The organism is Paracoccus rhizosphaerae (assembly GCF_026162645.1).
In the GTDB taxonomy this organism is placed as follows: Bacteria; Pseudomonadota; Alphaproteobacteria; order Rhodobacterales; family Rhodobacteraceae; genus Paracoccus; species Paracoccus rhizosphaerae.
On sequence record NZ_JAOTBE010000025.1, the window covers coordinates 23,033 to 42,988 of the forward strand.

24 protein-coding genes are annotated in these 19,956 nt (G+C 68.4%); 17 read left to right on the top strand and 7 right to left on the bottom strand.

Going from position 1 to position 19,956, the window contains the following annotated elements; translation table 11 throughout:
* Positions 1-68: 68 nt before the first annotated feature.
* Complete coding sequence (locus OC184_RS10535) at positions 69-440, top strand: CidA/LrgA family protein (protein WP_322630198.1); 372 nt, start codon at positions 69-71, stop codon at positions 438-440.
* Positions 433-1,152 carry an LrgB family protein gene (locus OC184_RS10540; protein WP_265507156.1) on the top strand — a complete coding sequence of 240 codons (720 nt, stop codon included), beginning with the start codon at positions 433-435 and terminating at the stop codon, positions 1,150-1,152. The genes OC184_RS10535 and OC184_RS10540 overlap by 8 nt, the downstream gene beginning before the upstream one ends.
* Before the next feature lie 78 nt (positions 1,153-1,230).
* Here the strand turns inward: OC184_RS10540 and mog are convergent, their stop codons facing one another.
* Together mog and OC184_RS10550 are read right to left on the bottom strand one after the other, a co-directional pair.
* Positions 1,231-1,767 carry a molybdopterin adenylyltransferase gene (mog, locus tag OC184_RS10545; protein ID WP_265507157.1) on the bottom strand — a complete coding sequence of 179 codons (537 nt, stop codon included), beginning with the start codon at positions 1,765-1,767 and terminating at the stop codon, positions 1,231-1,233.
* Positions 1,768-1,861: 94 nt separating this feature from the next.
* Entirely contained in the window at positions 1,862-3,088 is a 1,227-nt protein-coding gene (locus tag OC184_RS10550; protein ID WP_265507158.1) for an argininosuccinate synthase, read from the bottom strand.
* Between the two features lie 93 nt (positions 3,089-3,181).
* On the opposite strand from OC184_RS10550, the gene OC184_RS10555 reads away from it, so the two are divergent.
* The 4 genes from OC184_RS10555 (at position 3,182) to OC184_RS10570 (ending at position 6,555) form a co-directional block, all read left to right on the top strand.
* Positions 3,182-3,481, top strand: coding sequence for a thioredoxin domain-containing protein (locus tag OC184_RS10555; protein ID WP_265507159.1), 300 nt, complete (start codon positions 3,182-3,184; stop codon positions 3,479-3,481).
* A gap of 9 nt (positions 3,482-3,490) precedes the next feature.
* Positions 3,491-3,910 carry a hypothetical protein gene (locus tag OC184_RS10560; RefSeq protein WP_378927291.1) on the top strand — a complete coding sequence of 140 codons (420 nt, stop codon included), beginning with the start codon at positions 3,491-3,493 and terminating at the stop codon, positions 3,908-3,910.
* 38 nt (positions 3,911-3,948) lie between these two features.
* Positions 3,949-5,190 (top strand): threonine ammonia-lyase IlvA, encoded by a 1,242-nt coding sequence (gene ilvA / locus OC184_RS10565; RefSeq protein WP_265507161.1) that lies wholly within the window; start codon positions 3,949-3,951, stop codon positions 5,188-5,190.
* An 84-nt stretch (positions 5,191-5,274) separates the two neighbouring features.
* Positions 5,275-6,555 carry a PP2C family protein-serine/threonine phosphatase gene (locus OC184_RS10570; protein WP_265507162.1) on the top strand — a complete coding sequence of 427 codons (1,281 nt, stop codon included), beginning with the start codon at positions 5,275-5,277 and terminating at the stop codon, positions 6,553-6,555.
* Here the strand turns inward: OC184_RS10570 and OC184_RS10575 are convergent.
* A complete protein-coding gene (locus OC184_RS10575; protein WP_265507163.1) occupies positions 6,552-7,004 on the bottom strand; it encodes an NUDIX hydrolase in 453 nt (150 codons plus the stop codon). The two genes, OC184_RS10570 and OC184_RS10575, sit on opposite strands and share 4 nt — an antisense overlap.
* A gap of 152 nt (positions 7,005-7,156) precedes the next feature.
* Here OC184_RS10575 and hslO point away from each other — a divergent pair, with 152 nt between their 5' ends.
* From hslO to OC184_RS10605, 6 genes are all read left to right on the top strand, one after another.
* Positions 7,157-8,179, top strand: a complete 1,023-nt coding sequence (hslO, locus tag OC184_RS10580; RefSeq protein ID WP_265507164.1) for an Hsp33 family molecular chaperone HslO — start codon at positions 7,157-7,159, stop codon at positions 8,177-8,179.
* Positions 8,176-8,769 (top strand): NUDIX hydrolase, encoded by a 594-nt coding sequence (locus tag OC184_RS10585; protein ID WP_265507165.1) that lies wholly within the window; start codon positions 8,176-8,178, stop codon positions 8,767-8,769. The genes hslO and OC184_RS10585 overlap by 4 nt, the downstream gene beginning before the upstream one ends.
* Positions 8,766-9,929, top strand: coding sequence for a CCA tRNA nucleotidyltransferase (locus tag OC184_RS10590; protein WP_265507166.1), 1,164 nt, complete (start codon positions 8,766-8,768; stop codon positions 9,927-9,929). Before OC184_RS10585 ends, OC184_RS10590 begins: the two co-directional genes overlap by 4 nt.
* On the top strand, positions 9,926-11,770 hold the full coding sequence (locus tag OC184_RS10595) for an ABC transporter ATP-binding protein (RefSeq protein WP_265507167.1): 1,845 nt from the start codon (positions 9,926-9,928) through the stop codon (positions 11,768-11,770). Before OC184_RS10590 ends, OC184_RS10595 begins: the two co-directional genes overlap by 4 nt.
* Positions 11,767-12,990, top strand: coding sequence for a class I SAM-dependent RNA methyltransferase (locus tag OC184_RS10600; protein ID WP_265507168.1), 1,224 nt, complete (start codon positions 11,767-11,769; stop codon positions 12,988-12,990). Before OC184_RS10595 ends, OC184_RS10600 begins: the two co-directional genes overlap by 4 nt.
* Positions 12,991-13,053: 63 nt before the next feature.
* Complete coding sequence (locus OC184_RS10605; RefSeq protein ID WP_265507169.1) at positions 13,054-13,575, top strand: L,D-transpeptidase family protein; 522 nt, start codon at positions 13,054-13,056, stop codon at positions 13,573-13,575.
* A 34-nt stretch (positions 13,576-13,609) separates the two neighbouring features.
* Here OC184_RS10605 and dalA read toward each other — a convergent pair whose 3' ends face one another.
* Positions 13,610-14,125: a divisome-associated lipoprotein DalA gene (gene dalA, locus OC184_RS10610; protein ID WP_265507170.1), complete on the bottom strand. Its 516-nt coding sequence runs from the start codon at positions 14,123-14,125 to the stop codon at positions 13,610-13,612.
* Positions 14,126-14,330: 205 nt separating this feature from the next.
* On the opposite strand from dalA, the gene OC184_RS10615 reads away from it, so the two are divergent.
* On the top strand, positions 14,331-14,930 hold the full coding sequence (locus OC184_RS10615) for a L,D-transpeptidase (RefSeq protein WP_265507171.1): 600 nt from the start codon (positions 14,331-14,333) through the stop codon (positions 14,928-14,930).
* A 28-nt stretch (positions 14,931-14,958) separates the two neighbouring features.
* Here OC184_RS10615 and hemH read toward each other — a convergent pair whose 3' ends face one another.
* Positions 14,959-15,990: a ferrochelatase gene (hemH, locus tag OC184_RS10620; RefSeq protein ID WP_265507172.1), complete on the bottom strand. Its 1,032-nt coding sequence runs from the start codon at positions 15,988-15,990 to the stop codon at positions 14,959-14,961.
* Positions 15,987-16,826, bottom strand: coding sequence for a methyltransferase domain-containing protein (locus OC184_RS10625; protein ID WP_265507173.1), 840 nt, complete (start codon positions 16,824-16,826; stop codon positions 15,987-15,989). The genes hemH and OC184_RS10625 overlap by 4 nt, the downstream gene beginning before the upstream one ends.
* On the opposite strand from OC184_RS10625, the gene OC184_RS10630 reads away from it, so the two are divergent.
* Genes OC184_RS10630 through OC184_RS10645 form a run of 4 tightly spaced genes read left to right on the top strand, consistent with a single transcriptional unit; the run spans position 16,825 to position 19,216 of the window.
* The gene (locus OC184_RS10630; protein ID WP_265507174.1) at positions 16,825-17,586 is read left to right on the top strand and encodes a double zinc ribbon domain-containing protein; all 762 of its coding nucleotides are present in this window, start codon (positions 16,825-16,827) and stop codon (positions 17,584-17,586) included. The two genes, OC184_RS10625 and OC184_RS10630, sit on opposite strands and share 2 nt — an antisense overlap.
* A 28-nt stretch (positions 17,587-17,614) precedes the next feature.
* Positions 17,615-17,878, top strand: coding sequence for a glutaredoxin 3 (grxC, locus tag OC184_RS10635; protein WP_265507185.1), 264 nt, complete (start codon positions 17,615-17,617; stop codon positions 17,876-17,878).
* A 14-nt stretch (positions 17,879-17,892) separates the two neighbouring features.
* Positions 17,893-18,762: a carbon-nitrogen hydrolase family protein gene (locus tag OC184_RS10640; protein WP_265507186.1), complete on the top strand. Its 870-nt coding sequence runs from the start codon at positions 17,893-17,895 to the stop codon at positions 18,760-18,762.
* A complete protein-coding gene (locus tag OC184_RS10645) occupies positions 18,737-19,216 on the top strand; it encodes a MarR family winged helix-turn-helix transcriptional regulator (protein ID WP_265507175.1) in 480 nt (159 codons plus the stop codon). Before OC184_RS10640 ends, OC184_RS10645 begins: the two co-directional genes overlap by 26 nt.
* Here the strand turns inward: OC184_RS10645 and ubiG are convergent.
* Positions 19,213-19,944, bottom strand: coding sequence for a bifunctional 2-polyprenyl-6-hydroxyphenol methylase/3-demethylubiquinol 3-O-methyltransferase UbiG (gene ubiG / locus OC184_RS10650; RefSeq protein ID WP_265507176.1), 732 nt, complete (start codon positions 19,942-19,944; stop codon positions 19,213-19,215). The two genes, OC184_RS10645 and ubiG, sit on opposite strands and share 4 nt — an antisense overlap.
* Between the last annotated feature and the right edge of the window lie 12 nt (positions 19,945-19,956).

Here is a 19,956-nt window from a genome sequence, read left to right on the forward strand (position 1 = left end):
AAGATGCTCGGCGGCAAAGCCATCTGGTGCGGAAGGTGACGGCTTGCTAATCTGCGCGGATGATCCGCATGCTTGCCATCATCCTCGGATTCCAACTGGCCGGAGAGGTGATCTCGCGCGCCCTGGACCTTTCCCTGCCGGGCCCGGTCGTCGGATTGGTGGGGCTGGTCGGCGCCTGCATCCTGCGACCTGCCGTGGCCGAGGCGATCCGTCCGGCCGCCACAGGGCTTCTGTCGCACCTGTCGCTGTTCTTCGTTCCGGCAGGCGTGGGCATCGTCGCGCACTGGGACCTGCTGCGCATGCACGGCATCGGATTGACGGCGGCTCTGATGGCCTCCACCGTCTTCGCGATCGCGGCAGGCGCATGGGCCTTTACGCTCGTCGCGCGCCTGACCGGCACCGAAGAGCCTCAGGCCCTGAAGGATCTCGGGCATGAGTGACCCCGTCCTGATCTGGTCCTACCTGTCGCAGGGGCCGCTGCTGTGGCTGACGGCGACGCTGGTCGCCTATCTGGCGGGCGATGCCGCCTTCCGCGCCGCCGGTCGGGCCAGCTGGGCCAACCCGGTCCTGCTGGCGGTCATGCTGCTGGCGCTGCTGCTCTGGGCCACCGGCACGAACTACGCCACCTATTTCGAGGGCGCGCAGTTCGTCCACTTCATGCTGGGGCCGGCGACGGTCGCGCTGGCCCTGCCGCTCTACGACAACCTGCCGCGGGTGCGGCGGGCGGCGCTGCCGATGCTCGCAGGGCTTCTCGCCGGATCGTCGGTCGCGGTCCTGTCGGCGCTGGCCGTTGCCCGGGCCTTCGGCATTCAGGGGCCGGTCCTCGCCTCGATGGCGCCCAAGTCGACCACGGCCCCCGTCGCCATCGGCATTGCCGAAAAGCTGGGCGGGCAGCCGACGCTGACCGCCGCCCTGGTGCTGCTGACGGGCATCTTCGGCGCCATCGTCGTGACGCCACTTCTGAACATGCTGAAAGTCCGTGACTGGCGCGCGCGCGGCTTCGCGGTGGGCGTCGCGGCCCACGGCATCGGCACCGCCCGGGCGTTCCAGGTGAATGCCACCGCCGGCGCCTTCTCTGGCATCGGGATGGGGCTGAACGCCGTGCTGACGGCGATCATCGCCCCGCTGGCTCTGCACCTGTTCGGGGGCTGAGCGCCAATGGGTATTTGAACAAAAGAGAAATCGGCTTCTTCTTTGCGCAAATACCCACTGCGCCGGTTGCAGCAGGGATCAGCCGGAACCGGGTCGGAACGCCTTGATCCTGGCCGGATCCGTCTCGATGCGTGCCGCGCCCATCAGGTCAAGGCAATAGGGCACGGCGGCGAAGACCGCGTTCAGGCATGTGGCAATGGCCGAGGGCTTGCCGGGAATGGTGATGATCAGCGTCGCACCCCGGATCGCCGCCGTCTGGCGCGACAGGATTGCGGTCGGAACCTCGGCCAGACTGGCGCGGCGCATTTCCTCGCCGAAGCCGGGCAGTTCCTTGTGGGCGACGTCCATCACCGCCTCGGGCGTCTGGTCACGGGGCGCGGGGCCGGTGCCACCGGTCACCAGGATCAGGTCGGCCCCGCCGTCGGCGAGGTCCCTAAGCGTTGCGGCCACGCCGTCCCGCCCGTCGGGGATGATTAAGCGTTCGACCTGTATCGGGGAGGTCACGACGTCTCTTAGCCACGCCTCGGCTCCGGGGCCGCCCTTGTCCTCGTATTCGCCGCGGGACGCACGGTCGCTGACGGTGACGATGGCGATGCGGGCAGGTCGATCGGTCATGGTTGGCCTTCTGCTGCTGCCGGCTACCGTGGGAAAAGGCCGGTCAGGGAGAAGGCCGCGGGGTGCCGCGGCCTTGGGGTGGCGTGGGTGCCGGTCACTTCACCCGGGCGTTGCGGTTCGCGATCAGCTTCAGGCGCAGCGCGTTCAGGCGGATGAAGCCCGCCGCATCCTTCTGGTCATAGGCGCCTGCATCGTCTTCGAAGGTCACATGCGCCTCGGAATACAGCGAATGGTCCGACCAACGGCCCACGCAGGTCGCCAGACCCTTGTAGAGCTTCAGCCGCACTGTCCCCGTCACATGTTCCTGCGACTTGTCGATCAGGGCCTGCAGCATCTCGCGTTCGGGGCTGAACCAGAAGCCGTTATAGATCAGCTCTGCATAGCGCGGCATGATCGAATCCTTCAGGTGGCCCGCGCCGCTGTCCAGGGTGATCTGCTCGATCCCACGATGGGCCTCCAGCAGGACCGTGCCGCCCGGCGTCTCGTAAATGCCGCGCGACTTCATGCCGACAAAGCGGTTCTCGACGAAATCCAGCCGCCCGATGCCGTGCCGGCCGCCCAGTTCGTTCAGCTTGGTCAGGATCGTGGCGGGCGACATCGCTTCGCCGTTGATGGCCGTCGCATCGCCCTTCTCGAAGGTCACTTCGATGAACTCGGGCGTGTCCGGCGCATCCTCGGGGTTGACGGTGCGCTGATAGACGTAATCAGGCGCGGCCTCGGCAGGGTTCTCCAGCGCCTTGCCCTCGCTGCTGGTGTGCAGCAGGTTCGCGTCGACGCTGAAGGGCGCCTCGCCGCGCTTGTCCTTGGCGATGGGGATCTGGTTCTTCTCGGCGAACTCGATCAGCTTGGTGCGGCTGGTCAGGTCCCATTCACGCCAGGGCGCGATCACCTTGATCGACGGGTCCAGCGCATAGGCGCTGAGTTCGAACCGGACCTGGTCGTTGCCCTTGCCCGTCGCGCCATGCGCCACCGCATCCGCGCCCGATTCCTGCGCGATCCGAACAAGATGCTGCGAAATCAGCGGCCGTGCGATGGACGTTCCCAGCAGGTAGAGCCCTTCATAGAGGGCGTTGGCCCGGAACATGGGGAACACGAAGTCGCGCACGAACTCCTCGCGCACGTCGACGATGTGGATGTTCTCGGGCTTGATGCCCAGCATCAGGGCCTTCTGGCGCGCAGGTTCCAACTCCTCGCCCTGGCCCAGATCGGCGGTGAAGGTCACGACCTCGCAGCCGTATTCGGTCTGCAGCCATTTCAGGATGATCGAGGTGTCCAGGCCCCCGGAATAGGCCAGGACGACTTTCTTCGGCGCGTCGGTCATGCGGTCAACCCCTCATTCAAGTTTTCGCGGGAATACGGCCATTCGCGCCACGTCACAAGGGCAGAGGCGGCGCGAAACCATCAGGCCCAACAGGTGTTGACCGGACATCGCGACAGCCAGGGGGACACGATGGCCGACTTCACGCTTTATTATTGGCCTCTGCCGTTCAGGGGGCAGTTCATCCGCGCGGTGCTGGCCCATGCCGGGGCCGATTGGGACGAACCAGATGCCGATGCCGTGTCGGACATGATGTCGCGCGAACCGGCCGATCAACCTGTCCCCTTCATGGCCCCGCCGATGCTGGTGGAGGCAGGCGGCGTCGCCATTGCGCAGATGCCATCGATCCTGTTCCACCTGGGCCGCCGGTTCGACCTGATGCCCACTGAGCCTTAGCGCGCCGCGCTGACCACCAAGGTCGTCAACGACGCCAACGACGTGCTGGACGAGATCACGCTGAACGGCGGCCAGAAGATGTGGACCGACGACACGTGGGCCGAATACCGTCCCCGCCTGCAACGCTGGATGGCGATCTGGGAGGACACCGCCCGCCGCCACGGCGACGGCGATCTGCTGCTGGGCGGTGACGCGCCGGGGCTGGCGGACCTGACGACGGCGGTCCTGTGGGCCACCATGACCGACAAGCTGCCGGTGCTGGACGGACTGCTGCGCGATGCCGCACCCCGCGTCCACGCCATGTCGCACCGCCTGATGGACAGCCCCGCGCTGCGCCGGATGAGGCAGGACACTGACGCCCGTTTCGGCTACGCCTATTGCGGCGGCCAGATCAAGAAGTCGCTGCGGGCCGTTCTGAAGTCGGGCTGACGCTTGCCAAACAGCAAGTTTCGCGGCATGGGCGGGGCATGGAAAACTTTGTCGCCTCCGTCCGTCTGGCCGAGGCCGCGCTTCGCGACCTGTTCGAGCCTACCCCGTTGCAGCGCAACGATCACCTGTCGGCCAAGTATGGCGCTGACATCTGGCTCAAGCGCGAGGATCTGACGCCCGTGCGCAGCTACAAGCTGCGCGGGGCGTTCAATGCCATGCGCAAGCTGGTCGGGCCGGGGAAACCGGGTCATTTCGTCTGCGCCAGCGCCGGAAACCATGCGCAGGGCGTGGCCTTTGCCTGCCGCCATTTCGGCGCGCGCGGCACGATCTTCATGCCAGTGACGACGCCCAAGCAGAAGATCGACAAGACCCGCATCTTCGGCGGCGACGCGGTCCAGATCGTGCTGACGGGCGATTATTTCGATCAGACCCTGGCGGCCGCGCAGGAATTCTGTGCCAAGGAAGGCGCGCAGTTCCTGTCGCCCTTCGACGCGCCCGACATCATCGAGGGCCAGGCGACCGTGGGCATGGAGATGCTGGCCCAGCTGGGCCGCGCGCCCGACCTGGTGGTGCTGCCGGTGGGCGGGGGGGGCCTGTCCTCGGGCGTCACGCGCCTTCTGCAGACCGAAGCGCCCGACACCGCCTTTGCCTTTGCCGAACCCTTGGGCGGCGGCAGCCTGCGCGCTGCGCTGGAGGCCGGGGCGCCGGTCGCCCTTCCGGCGGTGGACAGCTTCGTCGATGGCGCCGCCGTCGCGCGCATCGGCGCCCTGCCCTTCGAGACGCTGTCGCGGTTCTCCCCCGCCGACGTGCATCTGGCGCCCGAGGACCGCATCTGCTGCACCATGCTGGAGATGCTGAACACCGAGGGCGTGGTGCTGGAGCCTGCCGGCGCCCTGGCGCTGGACGTGCTTGGCGACCTTGGCGACCTGACCGGCAAGACGGTGGTCTGCGTCTGCTCGGGCGGGAACTTCGACTTTGAACGGTTGCCAGAGGTCAGGGAACGTGCGCAGCGCTTCGCGGGCCTGAAAAGCTATTTCATCCTGCGCCTGCCGCAGCGTCCGGGCGCCCTGCGCGACTTCCTGAACCTTCTGGGACCGGATGACGACGTGGCGCGGTTCGAATACCTCAAGAAGTCGGCGCGCAACTTCGGTTCGATCCTTCTGGGGATCGAGACCAGCCGGTCGGACAACATTGCTGCGTTGAAATCGCGGCTGGACGAGGCCGGCATCGCCTATCGCGACATCACGAACGACAAGATCCTGGCCGAACTGCTGGTCTGACGTCGGGGCAGCTTTCAAAGATCAACTTACACGCTGTGCATCGGTTTACCCGATCTTTACGGCAGGGGCGATAGACACAAGGGCATGAAGCCCGCGAATCGACCCCTTCCCGCCGCCGACGACCCCGCCGCCCCCGACCGGCGGCTGGTTCTGCTGGCCGATCATAACGACGAAGAACGCCGCCTGCTGGCCCGCCTTCTCAGACGCGGCGGATACGATGTGGTCGAAGCAAGAGATGGCGCCGAGGCGCTTGCGCTTTGCCAGGAACTGTCGCCCCGCCTTGTGCTGTCTGATTGGGACATGCCGAACATGACGGGGGTCGAGTTCTGCCGCGCGTTCCGGACCATGCAGCGAAGCAACCACGGGTATTTCGTCATCCTGACACGAACCGTGGCCGCCGCCGAGATCACCGCCGCGCTCGAAGCCGGGGCAGACGATTTCCTGGCCAAGCCGATCGTTCCGCTGAAGCTGCTGGCTCGGCTCTCGGCAGGTGAACGCATCATCCGGGTCGAGGAGGAGCTGCGCGCCAGCAACCGGCAGCTGCGCGAGGCCTTGGCCAAGCTGTCAGACACCCAAGCCGTGATCGAGCATGACCTGAAAGAGGCGCGCAAGCTGCAGCAGGGGCTGGTGCGCGAACGCTCTGGCCGCTTTGGCCGGGTTGAAATCAGCCTGCTCTTGCGCCCGGCGGGCCATGTGGGCGGTGACCTGGTGGGGTTCTTCCCGATCGGTGACGATCGCATCGGCATCTATGCGCTGGACGTCTCGGGCCATGGCGTGACGGCCGCGCTGCTGACCGCGCAGCTGTCGGTGCATCTGTCGGGATCGTCGGACCAGAACGTCGCGCTGCGCGGTGCGCAGAGCGGGCAGGACGCGGCGGGTCCAGCGGCGCTGGCGCATTTCTTCAACAACATGATGCTTGAGGAGATGAATACCGACAGCTATTTCACCATGATCTATGGCGAGCTGAACCACCGCACGGGCCAGCTGCGGATGGTGCAGGCGGGCCACCCGCACCCGGTCCTGCAGCGCAGCGACGGGACCATCCAGCACTTGGGCCGGGGCGGGATGCCGATCGGCGTGATGGATGAACCGATCTTCGACGAAATCGAGGTGACGCTGAACCCCGGCGACCGCCTGCTGATCGCATCTGACGGGATCACCGAGGCGCAGACCCCGAACGGCCGGCAACTGGGCAATGAGGGGCTGGAGGCGGTGATGCGCACCAACGCCTTCCTGCACGGTCACTCGTTTCTCGAATCGATGGCGTGGTCGGTGTCGGAATACTGCCGCGGTGAACGGCAGGACGACATGTCCGCCGTTCTGCTGGAATACCGGGCAGAGTCGCTGCTGCTGCGCCTGGACTAGCCGCGCGTCCCCAGCGACAGCCACCGGCGCAGCGCGTGGCGCGAGCCGGGATCGACCAGAAGCCGCAGCGCCTCGGCGGGCGCGACCCAGTGCGCGCTGTGGCCCGGCTCGGACGGCATAGACAGCTGCAGGATCGGCCGCGCCTGCCAGATCTGGCACAGCTTCTCGGCCTGCAGGTCATATTCGGGCATATGGCAGAACCGGCGATAGCTGCCCAGGAACCGCGCCCCGCCGATGGTCCAGCCGGTCTCCTCGGCCACCTCTCGGTGCAGCGCTGCCAGGGGCGATTCGCCAGCATCGACCCCCCCGCCAGGCAGCTGAAATTCCGGCTCGGGCGCGGCCTGATGGGTCAGCAGGATCCGTCCGCCCCGCGTCAGGATGGCATAGGCGCCCGGACGCCGGCGATAGGACGTCTGGCGGTCCGGGATCTGTCCAAAGCGCGGGATCATCGTGCACCTTTGTTGCGGCGGCACCGTCATACCCCGAAGGGCGGCAGTGCGAAAGGCGGGACCACGGCCCCCCTTGGGATCGCCGGGGAATTTCCTATATAGGGCGCAACCCGGCCCGCCTGGCGGCGCCACCGACATTTCAGGGATCGCTGATGAACACGCTGAACCAGATCGCCTGGGACGACACCGTCCTGCCCTTCCAACTCGACCGCTCGGACATCCGCGGCCGCGTCGTGCGGCTGGACGGGGTGCTGGACCACATCCTGTCGCGTCACGACTATCCGCCGGTCGTCAGCGCCCTGGTGGCCGAGGTCGCGCTGCTGACGGCGCTGATCGGCCCGACGATCAAGCTGCGCTGGAAGCTGAGCCTGCAGGTTCGCGGCAATGGCGCTGTGCGGACCATCGCCGCCGACTATTACGCTCCCGAATCCGAGGGCGCCCCCGCCCGCGTCCGGGCTTGGGCCAGCTATGACGCGGACCGCCTGGACACCCGCGCGCCCTTCGAACAGATCGGCGAGGGCTATTTCGCCATCCTGATCGACCAGGGCCAGGGCAGCACGCCCTATCAGGGCATCACGCCGCTGGCCGGCGGGTCGCTGTCGGCCTGCGCGCAGACCTATTTCGCGCAGTCCGAACAGCTGCCGACGCGGTTCCAGCTGGCCTCCGGCCTGTCGCGGGTGGTCGGTCGGGCGGCGCAGTGGCGCGCGGGCGGCGTCATGCTGCAAACCCTGCCCGCCCAGCCAGTCGCCACGGGCGAGGGCGGATCGGGCGAAGGCGGCCTGATAGAGGCCGCGGACATCCTGCAGGGCGGCGAATCCGAGAACTGGAACCGTGCCAACCTGCTTCTGGACACGGTCGAGACGCTGGAACTGATCGGCCCCTCGGTCGGGCCGACCGACCTGCTGCTGCGGCTGTTCCACGAGGAGACGCCGCGGGTCTTCGACGCGCAGCGGGTCGAGTTCGGTTGTTCCTGCACGGCGGACCGTGTGCGCGACACGCTGTCGATCTATTCCGCCAAGGACATCCGCCACATGACGACCGACGAAGGGATCGTTACCGCCGACTGCCAGTTCTGCGGCGCGCACTACGAGTTCGACCCCCAAAGCCTGGGCTTCGAGGCGACCGTAGATGCCGATGGCAATCCGCTGAGCGACAGCGACAAGGCGGCCGAGTGAGCCTGCCTTGGTCCGAGACAAGGCTGCGCGAGGCGCTGGCGTCAGCGTCGGGGCCAAGCTCGGACTATGACCTGAACCCGGAGGTCGCGCCGCCGGACACGACGCTGCGGGCGGCGGGGGTTCTGGCAGCGTTTCACGCCGGCGACGGCCGGCTGGTCCTGACGAAGCGCGGATCGGGGCTGCGCCATCATCCAGGCCAGATCGCGCTGCCCGGCGGCAAGGTCGAGCCGATCGACACCGACGCCACCGCCGCGGCGCTTCGCGAGGCGCACGAGGAAATTGCTCTCGACCCGGCGCAGGTCCGCATCCTGGGCTGCCTGCCGCCGCACCGCACGGTCACGGGGTTTTCGGTGACGCCCGTCGTGGCCATCATCGACGGCCCCTTCACCCCGATCCCCGAAGCGGGCGAGGTCGAGGAGGCATTCACTCTGCCCTTCGCCCATGTCGCCGACCCCGCCAGCTATCGCACCCAGCGGCGGCGCTGGCGGGGCGGCTGGCGCAGCTATCACGCAGCGCCTTTCGGGCCATATTACCTGTGGGGCGCGACGGCGCGGATCCTCCTCGGGCTGGCGCAAAGGCTGGCGCCGTGACCAGGTTACCTGACCACATCCTGGCCGACCCGGTCCTGCACCGGGTGCTGGACGCGCTGGAGGCGCAGGGAAATCAAGCCTACCTGGTGGGCGGCGCGGTCCGGAACGCCCTGCTGGGCGAGCCGGTCGATGACATCGACATTGCCACCGACGCAATGCCAGACCGCACTGTGGCCCTGGCCGCCCGCGCCGGCCTGCGCGCCGTACCGACAGGGATCGACCACGGCACCGTCACCGTTGTCGCCGAAGGCCGAGGGTTCGAGGTCACCACCTTCCGCCGCGACGTCCAGACCGACGGCCGCCATGCCGTCGTCGCCTTCTCGACCGACATGGCCGAGGATGCGGCACGCCGCGACTTCACCATGAACGCGCTCTATGCGGATGCCGATGGCACGGTCATTGACCCCGTGGGCGGCTTGGCCGACCTGCGCGACCGGCGCCTGCGCTTCGTGGGCGACCCGGCTCGGCGCATCCGCGAGGACTACCTGCGCATCCTGCGCTTCTTCCGCTTCTTCGCCCGCTACGGCCGACATGCCGACCGGGACGCCCTGCAGGCCTGCCAAGACGGTCGCGACGGTCTGGACGATATCTCTTGCGAACGCATCGGCCAGGAAATGCGCAAGCTTCTGGCCGCTGCCGACCCGCTTCCCGCCCTTCGTCTGATGTCGGAAACCGGCGTCCTGCAGAAGGTGCTTCCCGATGCGACCCTGGGGCGACTTCGGGCGCTGGAGAGCCTTCCCGGCCAGACAGGGTGGCTGGCACGACTGGTGGCGCTGTCTCAGGCCGACCTCACGAACGTCCTTCGGCTGTCGCGGGCCGAGGCGCGCGACCATCGCAAGCTGGTCGCCGCGCTGGTCGAGGACTGGTCCTTCAGCCGCATCGCCTATCGGCTGGACAGCTCCCTGGCCGAGGATGCGGCGCGGCTGGTTCAGACCGCCGCCGACCACCCCATGCCCCGACCCGGATGGCCCGAGGCCCGCTCCGCCTGCAGGGCGAACCCGCTGCCGGTTTCCGCGGCCGATCTTCAGCCGCATCTGCAGGGTCCCGCCCTGGGCCGTGGCCTGAAGGCAGCCGAAGATGCATGGATCGAGTCGGGCTTTTCGCTGCCCGCCCCCGCCCTGATCGACGCGGCCCTTCTGGCCGGAGAGGACACAGCATGAGCCTGCACGCCCGTTTCGGACGCATGGTCGATGCCTTTCGCCCCGCCGAAGGGCCGCCGCCCCGCACCTTGCTGGCCTTCTTCCGGTGGTGCCTGTCCGGGGCATGGAAGGGCCTTGGCTTTGCGGCCGTCGCCTCGGCCCTGGGCGGCGCGGCCGACGTGGTCTCGGCGATGCTTCTGGGCCTGGTCGTGGATGCCGTGACCGGCAGCACGGCAGGGACCTTCTGGGCCGACAACTGGCCGCTGGTCCTGCTGTTCGCCGGCTTCTTCCTGGTCATCCGCCCGGCGATCTTCGGCCTGTCCACCGCCAGCTCGAACGTGATCATCGGCCCGAACATCCTTCCCCTCGTGCTGTCGCGCCTGCACCGCTGGACCATGGGCCACGCGGTCACGTTCTTCGACAACGACTTCGCCGGGCGCTTGGCGCAGAAGCAGATGCAGACCGCCCGCGCCGTGACCGACGTCGCGTCCGAGACGGTGAACGTGGTGGCCTTTGCGCTCGCCTCGGTCATCGGGTCGGCGGCATTCCTGCTGGCGGTCGATGGCTGGGGCGCGCTGGCGCTGCTGGTCTGGCTGGCGGCCTATTTCGCGCTGATCCGGTTCTTCCTGCCGCGCATCCGCGCCAAGTCCGGGGCACGCGCCTCGGCCCGCGCGAACGTGACCGGGCAGGTCGTCGACACGATCACCAACATAAAGACCGTCAAGCTGTTCGCCCATGCCAGGCACGAGGATCAGGCCGCGCTTGGGGCCATGGCGGGATTCCGCGAACGCGCGCTGGATTTCGGCGTGGTCTCGACCTGGTTCCGCCTGTCGCTGATGATCGTGGCGGGCCTGCTGCCGGTGATCCTGGTCGGCGGCACGATCATGCTGTGGCGCGATGGCGCGGCCACGGTGGGCGACGTCGCGGCCTCGGGCGCGATCGCGATGCGGCTGTCGCAGATGACGGGTTGGGTCAGCATGGCGCTGATGGGGATGTGGGGCAATATCGGAGAGGTCGAGGACGGCATGCGGACCCTGTCGCCGCCCCACGACCTGACCGACGACCCCGGCGCCCACGTGCTGGAACGGGTGCAGGGGCGCATCACCTTCGACGACGTGGGTTTCGCCTATGGCCGCGACGACGGCGGCATTCGCGACATGGTGCTGGAGATCGCGCCGGGCGAGAAGATCGGTGTCGTCGGCGCGTCCGGGGCGGGCAAGTCGACCATGGTGGCGCTGCTTCTGCGGCTTTATGACGTCCAGCGGGGGGCGATCCGCATCGACGGCCACGATCTGCGCGACGTGACGCAGGAAAGCCTGCGCCGCCAGATCGCGATGGTCACGCAGGAAACGGCGATGTTCAACCGCTCGGCCCGCGACAACATCCTCTATGGCCGTCCCAACGCGACCGAGGCCGAGGTCGTCGCCGCAGCCCGCGCGGCCGAAGCGCATGACTTCATCCTGACGCTTCAGGACCATGCCGGGCGCACCGGCTATGACGCCCATCTGGGCGAACGCGGCGTCAAGCTGTCCGGCGGTCAGCGCCAGCGGATCGCGCTGGCCCGCGCCTTCCTGAAGGACGCGCCGATCCTGGTCCTGGACGAGGCCACCAGCGCCCTGGACAGCGAGGTCGAGGCGCAGGTGCAGGACGCCCTTACCCGCGCCATGCAGGGCAAGACCGTCCTGGCCATCGCGCACCGCCTGTCCACCATCGCCGAACTGGACCGCATCCTGGTGATCGAGGACGGGCGCATCGTCGAACAGGGCAGCCACGACGAACTGCTGGCGCGGCAAGGCCGATATGCCCGGTACTGGTCGCACCAGTCCGGCGGCTTTCTCGGCACCGAGGAGGCCGCCGAGTGAGCCAGTGGACGGTGACGCGCCTGGGCCGCAAGGGCGATGGCGTGGCCGAGGGCGAGGCTGGCCGCGCCCTTGCCGCCCTGACCCTGCCGGGCGAGGTGATTGAGGGCGAGGCCGTTGACGGCCGAATTGCCGCGCCCCGCATCCTTCAGCCGTCTGACCAGCGCGTGCGGCCAATCTGCGGGCATTACCGCGCCTGCGGGGGCTGTTCGCTGATGCATGCCTCGGACGCCTTCACGACCGGGTGGAAACGGCAGGTCGTCGAGACGGCACTGGCCGCCCAGGGGCTTTCGGCGCCCGTCGCGGGGATCCATGTGTCGCCCCTGCAGTCGCGCAGGCGGGCGGTGCTTGCCGGGCGGCGTACGAAGAAGGGGGCGCTGCTGGGGTTTCACGCCCGCGCCTCGGATGTGATCGTGGATCTGCAGGAATGCCATGTGATGCGGCCGCAGATCACCGCCGCCCTGCCGCTGCTGCGGCGGATCGTGGCGGCGGGCGCGTCCCGACAGGCCGAGGTGACTCTGACCGTGATCCACGGACCGGCCGAGCTGGACCTGTCGGTGCGGGGCGGCAAGCCCATGGATGCGGCGCTGTTCCAGGCCCTCGCGGCGCTGGCCGACGAGGGCGATCTGGCGCGGCTGGACTGGGACGGCTACGCCATCACCCGCCGTCCGCCGCTGCTGCCGATGGGCCGGGCGCAGGTGCTGCCGCCGCCCGGCGCGTTCCTGCAGGCCACTGCCGAGGGCGAGGCCGCGCTGCTCGACGCCGTGCACCGGACCGTGGCGGGGGCCGGGCGGATCGTCGACCTGTTCTCCGGCTGCGGGACGTTCACGCTGCCGCTGTCTCAAACGGCCTCGGTTCACGCGGTCGAGGGGCTGTCCGCCCCGCTGTCGGCGCTTGATTCGGCCCGGCGTCAGACGCCGGGCCTGAACCGCGTCACAACCGAGGTGCGTGACCTGGCCCGCCGCCCCCTGCTGCCGGACGAGCTGGCGCCATTTGACGCGATCGTGATCGACCCGCCGCGCGCCGGGGCCGAGGCGCAAAGCCGTCAGATCGCTGCCGCGCGGGTGCCCGTCGTCGCCATGGTGGCCTGCGACCCGGTGAATTTCGCCAAGGATGCGCGGATTATGGCTGACGCCGGGTATCGGATCGACCGGCTGTGGGTGGTGGACCAGTTCCGCCATTCCCCCCATGTCGAAATCGTCGCGGGCTTAACGCTTCGCTAGCAGGTTCCGGCCTATCCGTGATATTGCCGGATTACAAAAAACAAAAACGCGTCAGAGGCAGTGATGAGCATTACGACCCGCCGGACCTTCACCATTTCGGCGCTTGCCCTGCTGGCCGCATGCGGCCGGCCGCAAAAGCCCAGCAAGTTCGAACGCTATTCAGGCGCGCCGATCACCCAAGTCTCAATCAACAAGGGCGAACGGCGAATGCACCTGCTCAGCGGCAGCACCGTCGTGAAGTCCTATGACATCAGCCTGGGCAACCAGCCCGTTGGGCACAAGCAGTTCTCGGGCGACGGAAAGACGCCCGAGGGGATCTACTACGTCGACCGGTTCAACCCGCGCAGCGCCTATCACCTGTCGGTCGGGATCTCCTATCCGAACGCAGCCGACCGGGCCTTTGCCGCATCGCAGGGGCGCGATCCGGGCGGCGACATCTTCATCCACGGCCGCGGACCGGACGGGAACAACCTGTTCCCCCGCCAGCGCGACTGGACGGCCGGCTGCATCGCCGTCACCGACGAAGAGATCCAGGAGATCTACGCGGCGCTGATGCCCGGCGTGCCGGTGGTCATCTATCCGTGATGCATGGCGCCCCGGCGCGACCGGGGCGGTCCGTTCAGTTGGCCGTCAGCAGCGTCCACCAGACCTTGCCAGACGGCTCCTTGAACCAGGCGAAGCCAAGCTGTGTCGCGGCGGGGTCCATGATCACGTCGCGCGTATCGCGGGTGCCCATCCAGGCGGACAGGGTCTCGATCTCGTTCTCGTAAGTCTCTGATATGTTCTCGCCGATCAGGTGCCCGCTGAAGCCCTGGCGACGCGTCCGGTCCAGGGGGGATGACCCGTCCGAGCCCCAGTGCCACGCCCGGTTCTGTGCCGACATGTCGCGCGAATGCGCCAGGGCAGCGGCGTCCAGCTGGGGATTCGGGCTCAGCGGCGCCAGCGACAGGTTGCCCCGCAGCGTGTTGATCTGCTGCAACACGCGCGCGGAAATCACCGCGCTGTCATCGACGGGCGGGGCGACCGGAGCGGCCTGTCCCACGGGGTCTGCCATCGGAGCCTGCTGCAGGTGCCGCGGCGCGCAGGCCCCGGCCACCACCAGCGCCAGAATCGCAACTGCATTGATATGCTTCATTTTCCGCATCCCTCGCCGGTTTTGCGTCAGGTCTAGCGAATGGCCCCAAGCTGTTCAAACGCAACTTCGCGTGAGCGTGCCGCCTGCTTCCCAAGTGCCTTCCATCCCGGCCGTTTGAATTGCCCGCCCGCACGCGCGGGATTATATTCGGCACCAGCAGAAGGCCGCCACAAGAGCGGCGATCCGAACGAAGGACCCCTGGCACATGAGCACCGCCCCGAAACTCGACCGCCGCGCCTTCCTGGGTGCCGCCGCCGCGATCGCCGCCGCCGGTCTGGCCCTGCCGGCCCTGGGCCAGCAGATCCCGGCCGCGCCCGCCGCACCGATGAACACCGGGCCACAGCACAACATCTCCAGCTTCCGGATGCAGGACTGGCGGCCGCATTTCCAGAACCTGACCAACGGCGCGATCCTGTGCGACCTGACGTCCCGCGCGGTGCATTTCTGGTCCGAGGACGAGGCCACCTATCGCGTCTATCCGTCCTCGATCCCGGTCAGCGCCGACCTGACCCGCACGGGCCGGACCGAGATCATCAAGAAGGTCGAGGGGCCGTCCTGGGCGCCGACGCCGCAGATGAAGGAAAGCAACCCCTCCTGGCCGGACTTCGTGCCGCCGGGGCCGGACAACCCGCTCGGCACTCACGCGCTGTGGCTGTCCTGGCAGTACTACCGCATCCACGGCACGCACGACACGCGCAAGATCGGGCGCAAGTCCTCGAACGGTTGCATCGGGCTTTACAACGAACACATCGCCGAGCTGTTCGGCTTGGCCAAGATCGGGACGCAGGTCCTGGTGATGACCTGATCTCAGGGGGCCCGCGGGGCCCCCTTCGTCATGCCACCCAGCCGTGGATATTCTCGCGGATCACCTCCAGCATCACCCGGATGTGCGACGGGTCGTCGTTCAGGCAGGGGATATAGGTGAAGCCGTGACCGCCGGCTTCCTCGAAGCTTTCGCGGATCTCGCCGTTGATCTCCTCCAGCGTCTCGATGCAGTCCGCCGCAAAGGCCGGAGAGATCACTGCGATGTCGCCGTGCCCCTGCCGGGCCAGTTCGGCGACATGCTCGACCGTGTAGGGGCGCAGCCACTCCTCGCGGCCGAAGACCGACTGGAAGGTCGTGTCGATGATGCCGTCCTCCCATCCCAGCTCCTCCTTCAGCAGGCGCGAGGTCTTCTGGCACTGGCAGTGATAGGGGTCGCCCTGCATCAGGTAACGCCTGGGCATGCCGTGATAGGACGCGACCAGCTTCGACGGCTTGCGGTCGCCAAGGGTGCGCCGCACGCTGTCGGCCAGCGCCTTGATGTAATCGGGCCGATCGAAATACGGATCGCAGGTCCTGACCGAGGGCTGCCAGGTCTGCTTCATCAGCGACCGGAACAGCTGGTCGTTCGCCGTGGCCGAGGTCGGCCCCGCATATTGCGGATAAAGCGGCAGGAAGACGATCCTGCGGCAGCCCGCCTTCACCATCCGGTCCAGCACGTCGTCGGTGGACGGGTTGCCATAGCGCATGCAGAAATCGACCACGACCTGGTCGCCCCATTCCTGCTGCGCAAGGTCGGCCAGGGCTTTCGTCTGCGACTTGGTGATGGTCATCAGGGGGCTTTCGTTCGCCTCCTCGTTCCAGATCAGCTTGTAGTTCTTGCCCGAACTGAACGGCCGCTTGGTCAGGATGATCCCTTGCAGCAGCGGCTGCCACTTCCACCGCGCGATGTCGATGACCCGGCGGTCCGACAGGAACTCGGACAGATAGCGGCGCATCGACCAATAGTCATAGCCAGCCGGCGTGCCCAGGTTGGCGATCAGGATGCCGGTCTTGCCGGGCTTGATCGAGGGGTGGTCGGCGGGCGCATGAGTCGGTCTCATCTGTCTTTCTTCCTGATTTCTTGCAAGGCATCGGCCAGGGACTTTTGCGCCGAACCGGGCCGCAGGGGCTTCGGCTGGCTGTCGGACGGCGCCCATCCGGTCAGAAAGACCAGATCGAAGGTCACCGCGACACGGGACGGATCGTCGCGGTCGGGGCTGGCCTGGGCCAGCAGGGCGCCGGCGCGGGCCATGACCTCGGGGCGCGTCGGGCGGCGCAGGCGCGCGGCCATCGCGTTCCCCTCGCCCATGGCGCGCAGGTCGCGGCCCAGATGGGCCAGGTCGCGATAGCTGGCGCGCTGGTGCAGCAGGTCCGCCACCGGCAGGGCCAGCCCAGCCCGGTGCAGCAGCCCGCCCAGGTCGCGGATCTCGCCCATCGGCAGGACGCGCGGGGACAGGCCGCCAAGGACCTCGGCCTCGGCCTGTGCCAAGGCGGCGCGCAGCTCGGCTAGCGTCTGGCCGGCGAAGCACACGGCGATGAACAGCCCGTCCTCGCGCAGCGCGCGCGCTGACTGGACGATCTGGCCCACCGGATCGTCGGCCCAATGCAGCGACATGGCATGGATGACCAGATCATGCGCCCCCGGCTGAAGGTCCAGCACGGGATCGTCGGCCACGATGCGCGCATCCGGAAAGCGCGGCTGCCAGAGCTCGGGGAAACCGGTGACGATGGCCGGCGCCGTAAAGGTTCTGTTAACCTCGGCCAGTCTATCCTCGACCTCGTCGGCGGCGATCTGGTGGAACAGGTCGGCCACGCCCATCCGCCGGGCGCGGTCGCGCTGGCGCAGCAGGGCATCACGATCTGTCAGGGCGGGGCGTTCGGGCGCGGGGATCTTCATGGGGCTGGAACATAGGGTGCTTTCGGGCGCGATAAAAGCGGGGCTGCGGGTGCTTTATCCGCCGCAATGCCTGTCCTGCGGGGCGGGCGTTGGCGACACGGGCGGCGTGCACCTGTGCGCCGAGTGCTGGCCCGAGGCACGCTTCATCACCGGCGCCTGCTGCGACTGCTGCGGCGTTCCCCTTCCCGACGACGGCCTGGGGCAGGAAGAGGTTCTGGTCTGCGACGACTGCCTGACCGCCGTCCGGCCCTGGTCGCGGGGGCGGGCGGCGTTGGTCTATGACGGCACGGCACGCAGGCTGGTCCTGGCGCTGAAGCACGGCGACCGCCTGGACCTGGCCCCGCCGATGGCGGGCTGGCTGGCGCAGGCCGCGCGCTCGTTGGTCCAGCCGGGCATGATCGTGGCGCCCGTGCCACTGCACCTGCGCCGGCTGATGCGGCGCAAGTACAACCAGGCCGCCCAGGTCTCGGCCCGCGTCGCGCGGTCACTGGGGCTGGATCATCGGGCGGACCTGCTGGTCCGCGCGCGGCACACCGCCTCTCAGGACCACCGCGACGCGGCCGAGCGGTTTCTCAATCAGCAGGACGCGCTGGCGGTGAATCGGCGCTGCGCAAGTCTGCTGCAGGGTCGGCCCGTTCTGCTGGTTGACGACGTGATGGCCTCTGGCGCGACGATGACGACGGCGGCGATGGCGCTGCTGGCGGCGGGATCGGGGCCGGTTTCGGTCGCGGTTCTGGCACGGGCGGTCAAGGATCACTAGATAGGACGCGACACGACCCGAAAGGAACATCATGACCGTCGAGATCTATACCACCCGCACCTGCCCCTTCTGCATCCGGGCCAAGCAGCTTCTGGATCAGAAGGGCGTGAACTACAACGAGATCGACGTGGGCACCGACCCGTCGCTGCGCTCCTCTATGACGCAGCGCGCTAATGGCAAGCGCACCGTGCCGCAGATCTTCGTGGGCAGCACCCATGTCGGCGGCTGCGACGATCTTTATGCGATGGACCGTGCGGGCAAGCTGGACCCGCTGCTGAAGGGCGCCGCCTGATGGCGCCCTCGTCGCTGACCGTAGGGCTGATCCAGCTGACGGTCGGCGACGATCCGGCCGTCAACCTGCCCGCGACGGTCGCGATGATCCGCAACGCCGCCGCGCAAGGCGCGCAGCTGGTCCTGACGCCCGAGGCGACGAACCTGCTGTCGCCGGATCGCGCCTGGCAGGCCCGCGTCCTGCAGCGCGAGGATCGGGACCCGACCCTGGCCGCCCTGCGGGCTGAGGCGCAGGACCTGGGCATCTGGCTGCTGGTCGGATCGCTGGCCCTGGCCACCGACGATGCGGACGGCCGCTTTGCCAACCGCAGCCTGCTGATCGCCCCGGATGGGGCCATCGCCGCGCGTTATGACAAGCTGCACATGTTCGACGTGGCGATCAGCGCGACCGAGACCTTCCGCGAAAGCGCTGCCTATCGTCCCGGCGACCGGGCCGCCCTGGCGCGGGCCGCGGGCGTTCCTGTCGGCATGACCATCTGCTATGACGTCCGCTTCCCGCATCTCTATCGGCGGCTGGCGCAGGCTGGGGCGCGGATCCTGACGGTGCCCTCGGCCTTCAATCCCGCCACCGGAGAGGCGCATTGGGAAACCCTGCTGCGGGCGCGGGCGATCGAGACGGGGTGCTTCGTCCTCGCCCCTGCACAATGCGGCACGCATCCCGCCCCGAACAGCCCGGACCGCCGGCCGCGCCGCAGCCACGGCCACAGCCTGGTCGTCGACCCCTGGGGCAAGGTGCTGTCCGACGGGGGTGTGACGCCGGGTCCCGTGGTCGTCACCCTTGACCTGTCCGCCGTTGACGGGGCACGGTCCCGCATTCCGTCCCTGACGCATGACCGGCCCTTCGCGGCCCCGGAGCCCGATGACCGCACGCACGACAGAACCTGACCACCGCAGCGGATCGCAGGCGACCGAGCGCCTGGCCGCCAGCCTCTTCGCCGAGGTGCTGATCGCCGAGCAGCTGTCGCGCAACCTGATCAGCAAGGCGCTGCCGCGCGGCATGCAGATTTCCCACTTTTCGGTCCTGAACCTTCTGGCCCATGTGAACGAGGAACGCACCCCCGCCCAGCTGGCCGAGGCGTTCCACGTCACCCGCGGCGCGATGACGAACACCCTGTCGCGACTGGAATGGGCGGGGCATGTCCATATCCGCCCCGACTGGGACGACGCGCGGCGCAAGTTCGTGTCGATCAGCCCGGCGGGCCGTGCGGCGCGGGACAGCGCGCTGGCGGCCTTCATGCCGCTGATCGGTGGCGTCGTCCGCAAGATCGGCGCCGAGAAGGTGCGCGGCGCCCTGCCCGTCCTGCGCGAACTGCGTGCGCAGCTGGAAGGCGGCGACTAGAGCCGCCGGGCCGTCAGGATATAGTTCACCGACAGGTCCCGGTCCGACAGCCGCCAGCCGAAGGTGATCGGGTTGAAGACCATTCCCCGGCGGTCGGCCACGACCAGCCCCGCGCGTTCGGCCTTGGCGGCCAGTTCGTCCGGCGTGATGAAGCGCGCCCAGTCATGCGTGCCGCGCGGCAGCCAGCGCATGATCCATTCCGCACCCAGAATGGCCGCGCCGAAGCTGCGCGCCGTCCGATTCAGGGTCGAGACGATCACCAGTCCGCCGGGCCGCACCAGCCGCTGGCAGGTGGCGACGAAGGCGGCAGGGTCGGCGACATGTTCGACGATCTCCAGCGCCAGGACGACGTCGAAGACCTCGGCCGCGTCGGCCAGCGCCTCGGCCGTGGTGGCGCGGTAATCGATCTCCAGCCCCTGCTGGTCGGCATGGGCGCGGGCGACGCCGATGTTGACCTCGGTCGCGTCGGCGCCGACCACCTCGGCCCCCAGCCGCGCCATCGGCTCGCTGACCAGGCCGCCCCCGCAGCCGATGTCCAGCACCCGCAGCCCCTCGAACGGCCTCAGCCCACGCCGGTCTCGGCCGAATTCGGCGGCGATCTGGTCGGCGATGTAGTCCAGCCGCAGCGGGTTCATCAGGTGCAGGGGCCGGAACTTGCCGTTCAGGTCCCACCACTCGGCGGCCATGGCCTCGAACTTGGCGATCTCGGCTGGGTCGATGCTGGTCATGGCGGCTCCTTC

Bases quoted from the DNA above. Each gene is read 5' to 3' on its own strand.
- OC184_RS10535 (WP_322630198.1), top strand. From the start codon at position 69: ATGCTTGCCATCATCCTCGGATTCCAACTGGCCGGAGAGGTGATCTCG.
- OC184_RS10540 (WP_265507156.1), top strand. From the start codon at position 433: ATGAGTGACCCCGTCCTGATCTGGTCCTACCTGTCGCAGGGGCCGCTG.
- mog (WP_265507157.1), bottom strand. From the start codon at position 1,767: ATGACCGATCGACCTGCCCGCATCGCCATCGTCACCGTCAGCGACCGT.
- OC184_RS10550 (WP_265507158.1), bottom strand. From the start codon at position 3,088: ATGACCGACGCGCCGAAGAAAGTCGTCCTGGCCTATTCCGGGGGCCTG.
- ilvA (WP_265507161.1), top strand. From the start codon at position 3,949: ATGGAAAACTTTGTCGCCTCCGTCCGTCTGGCCGAGGCCGCGCTTCGC.
- OC184_RS10570 (WP_265507162.1), top strand. From the start codon at position 5,275: ATGAAGCCCGCGAATCGACCCCTTCCCGCCGCCGACGACCCCGCCGCC.
- OC184_RS10575 (WP_265507163.1), bottom strand. From the start codon at position 7,004: ATGATCCCGCGCTTTGGACAGATCCCGGACCGCCAGACGTCCTATCGC.
- hslO (WP_265507164.1), top strand. From the start codon at position 7,157: ATGAACACGCTGAACCAGATCGCCTGGGACGACACCGTCCTGCCCTTC.
- OC184_RS10595 (WP_265507167.1), top strand. From the start codon at position 9,926: ATGAGCCTGCACGCCCGTTTCGGACGCATGGTCGATGCCTTTCGCCCC.
- OC184_RS10605 (WP_265507169.1), top strand. From the start codon at position 13,054: ATGAGCATTACGACCCGCCGGACCTTCACCATTTCGGCGCTTGCCCTG.
- dalA (WP_265507170.1), bottom strand. From the start codon at position 14,125: ATGAAGCATATCAATGCAGTTGCGATTCTGGCGCTGGTGGTGGCCGGG.
- OC184_RS10615 (WP_265507171.1), top strand. From the start codon at position 14,331: ATGAGCACCGCCCCGAAACTCGACCGCCGCGCCTTCCTGGGTGCCGCC.
- hemH (WP_265507172.1), bottom strand. From the start codon at position 15,990: ATGAGACCGACTCATGCGCCCGCCGACCACCCCTCGATCAAGCCCGGC.
- OC184_RS10630 (WP_265507174.1), top strand. From the start codon at position 16,825: ATGGGGCTGGAACATAGGGTGCTTTCGGGCGCGATAAAAGCGGGGCTG.
- OC184_RS10625 (WP_265507173.1), bottom strand. From the start codon at position 16,826: ATGAAGATCCCCGCGCCCGAACGCCCCGCCCTGACAGATCGTGATGCC.
- OC184_RS10645 (WP_265507175.1), top strand. From the start codon at position 18,737: ATGACCGCACGCACGACAGAACCTGACCACCGCAGCGGATCGCAGGCG.
- ubiG (WP_265507176.1), bottom strand. From the start codon at position 19,944: ATGACCAGCATCGACCCAGCCGAGATCGCCAAGTTCGAGGCCATGGCC.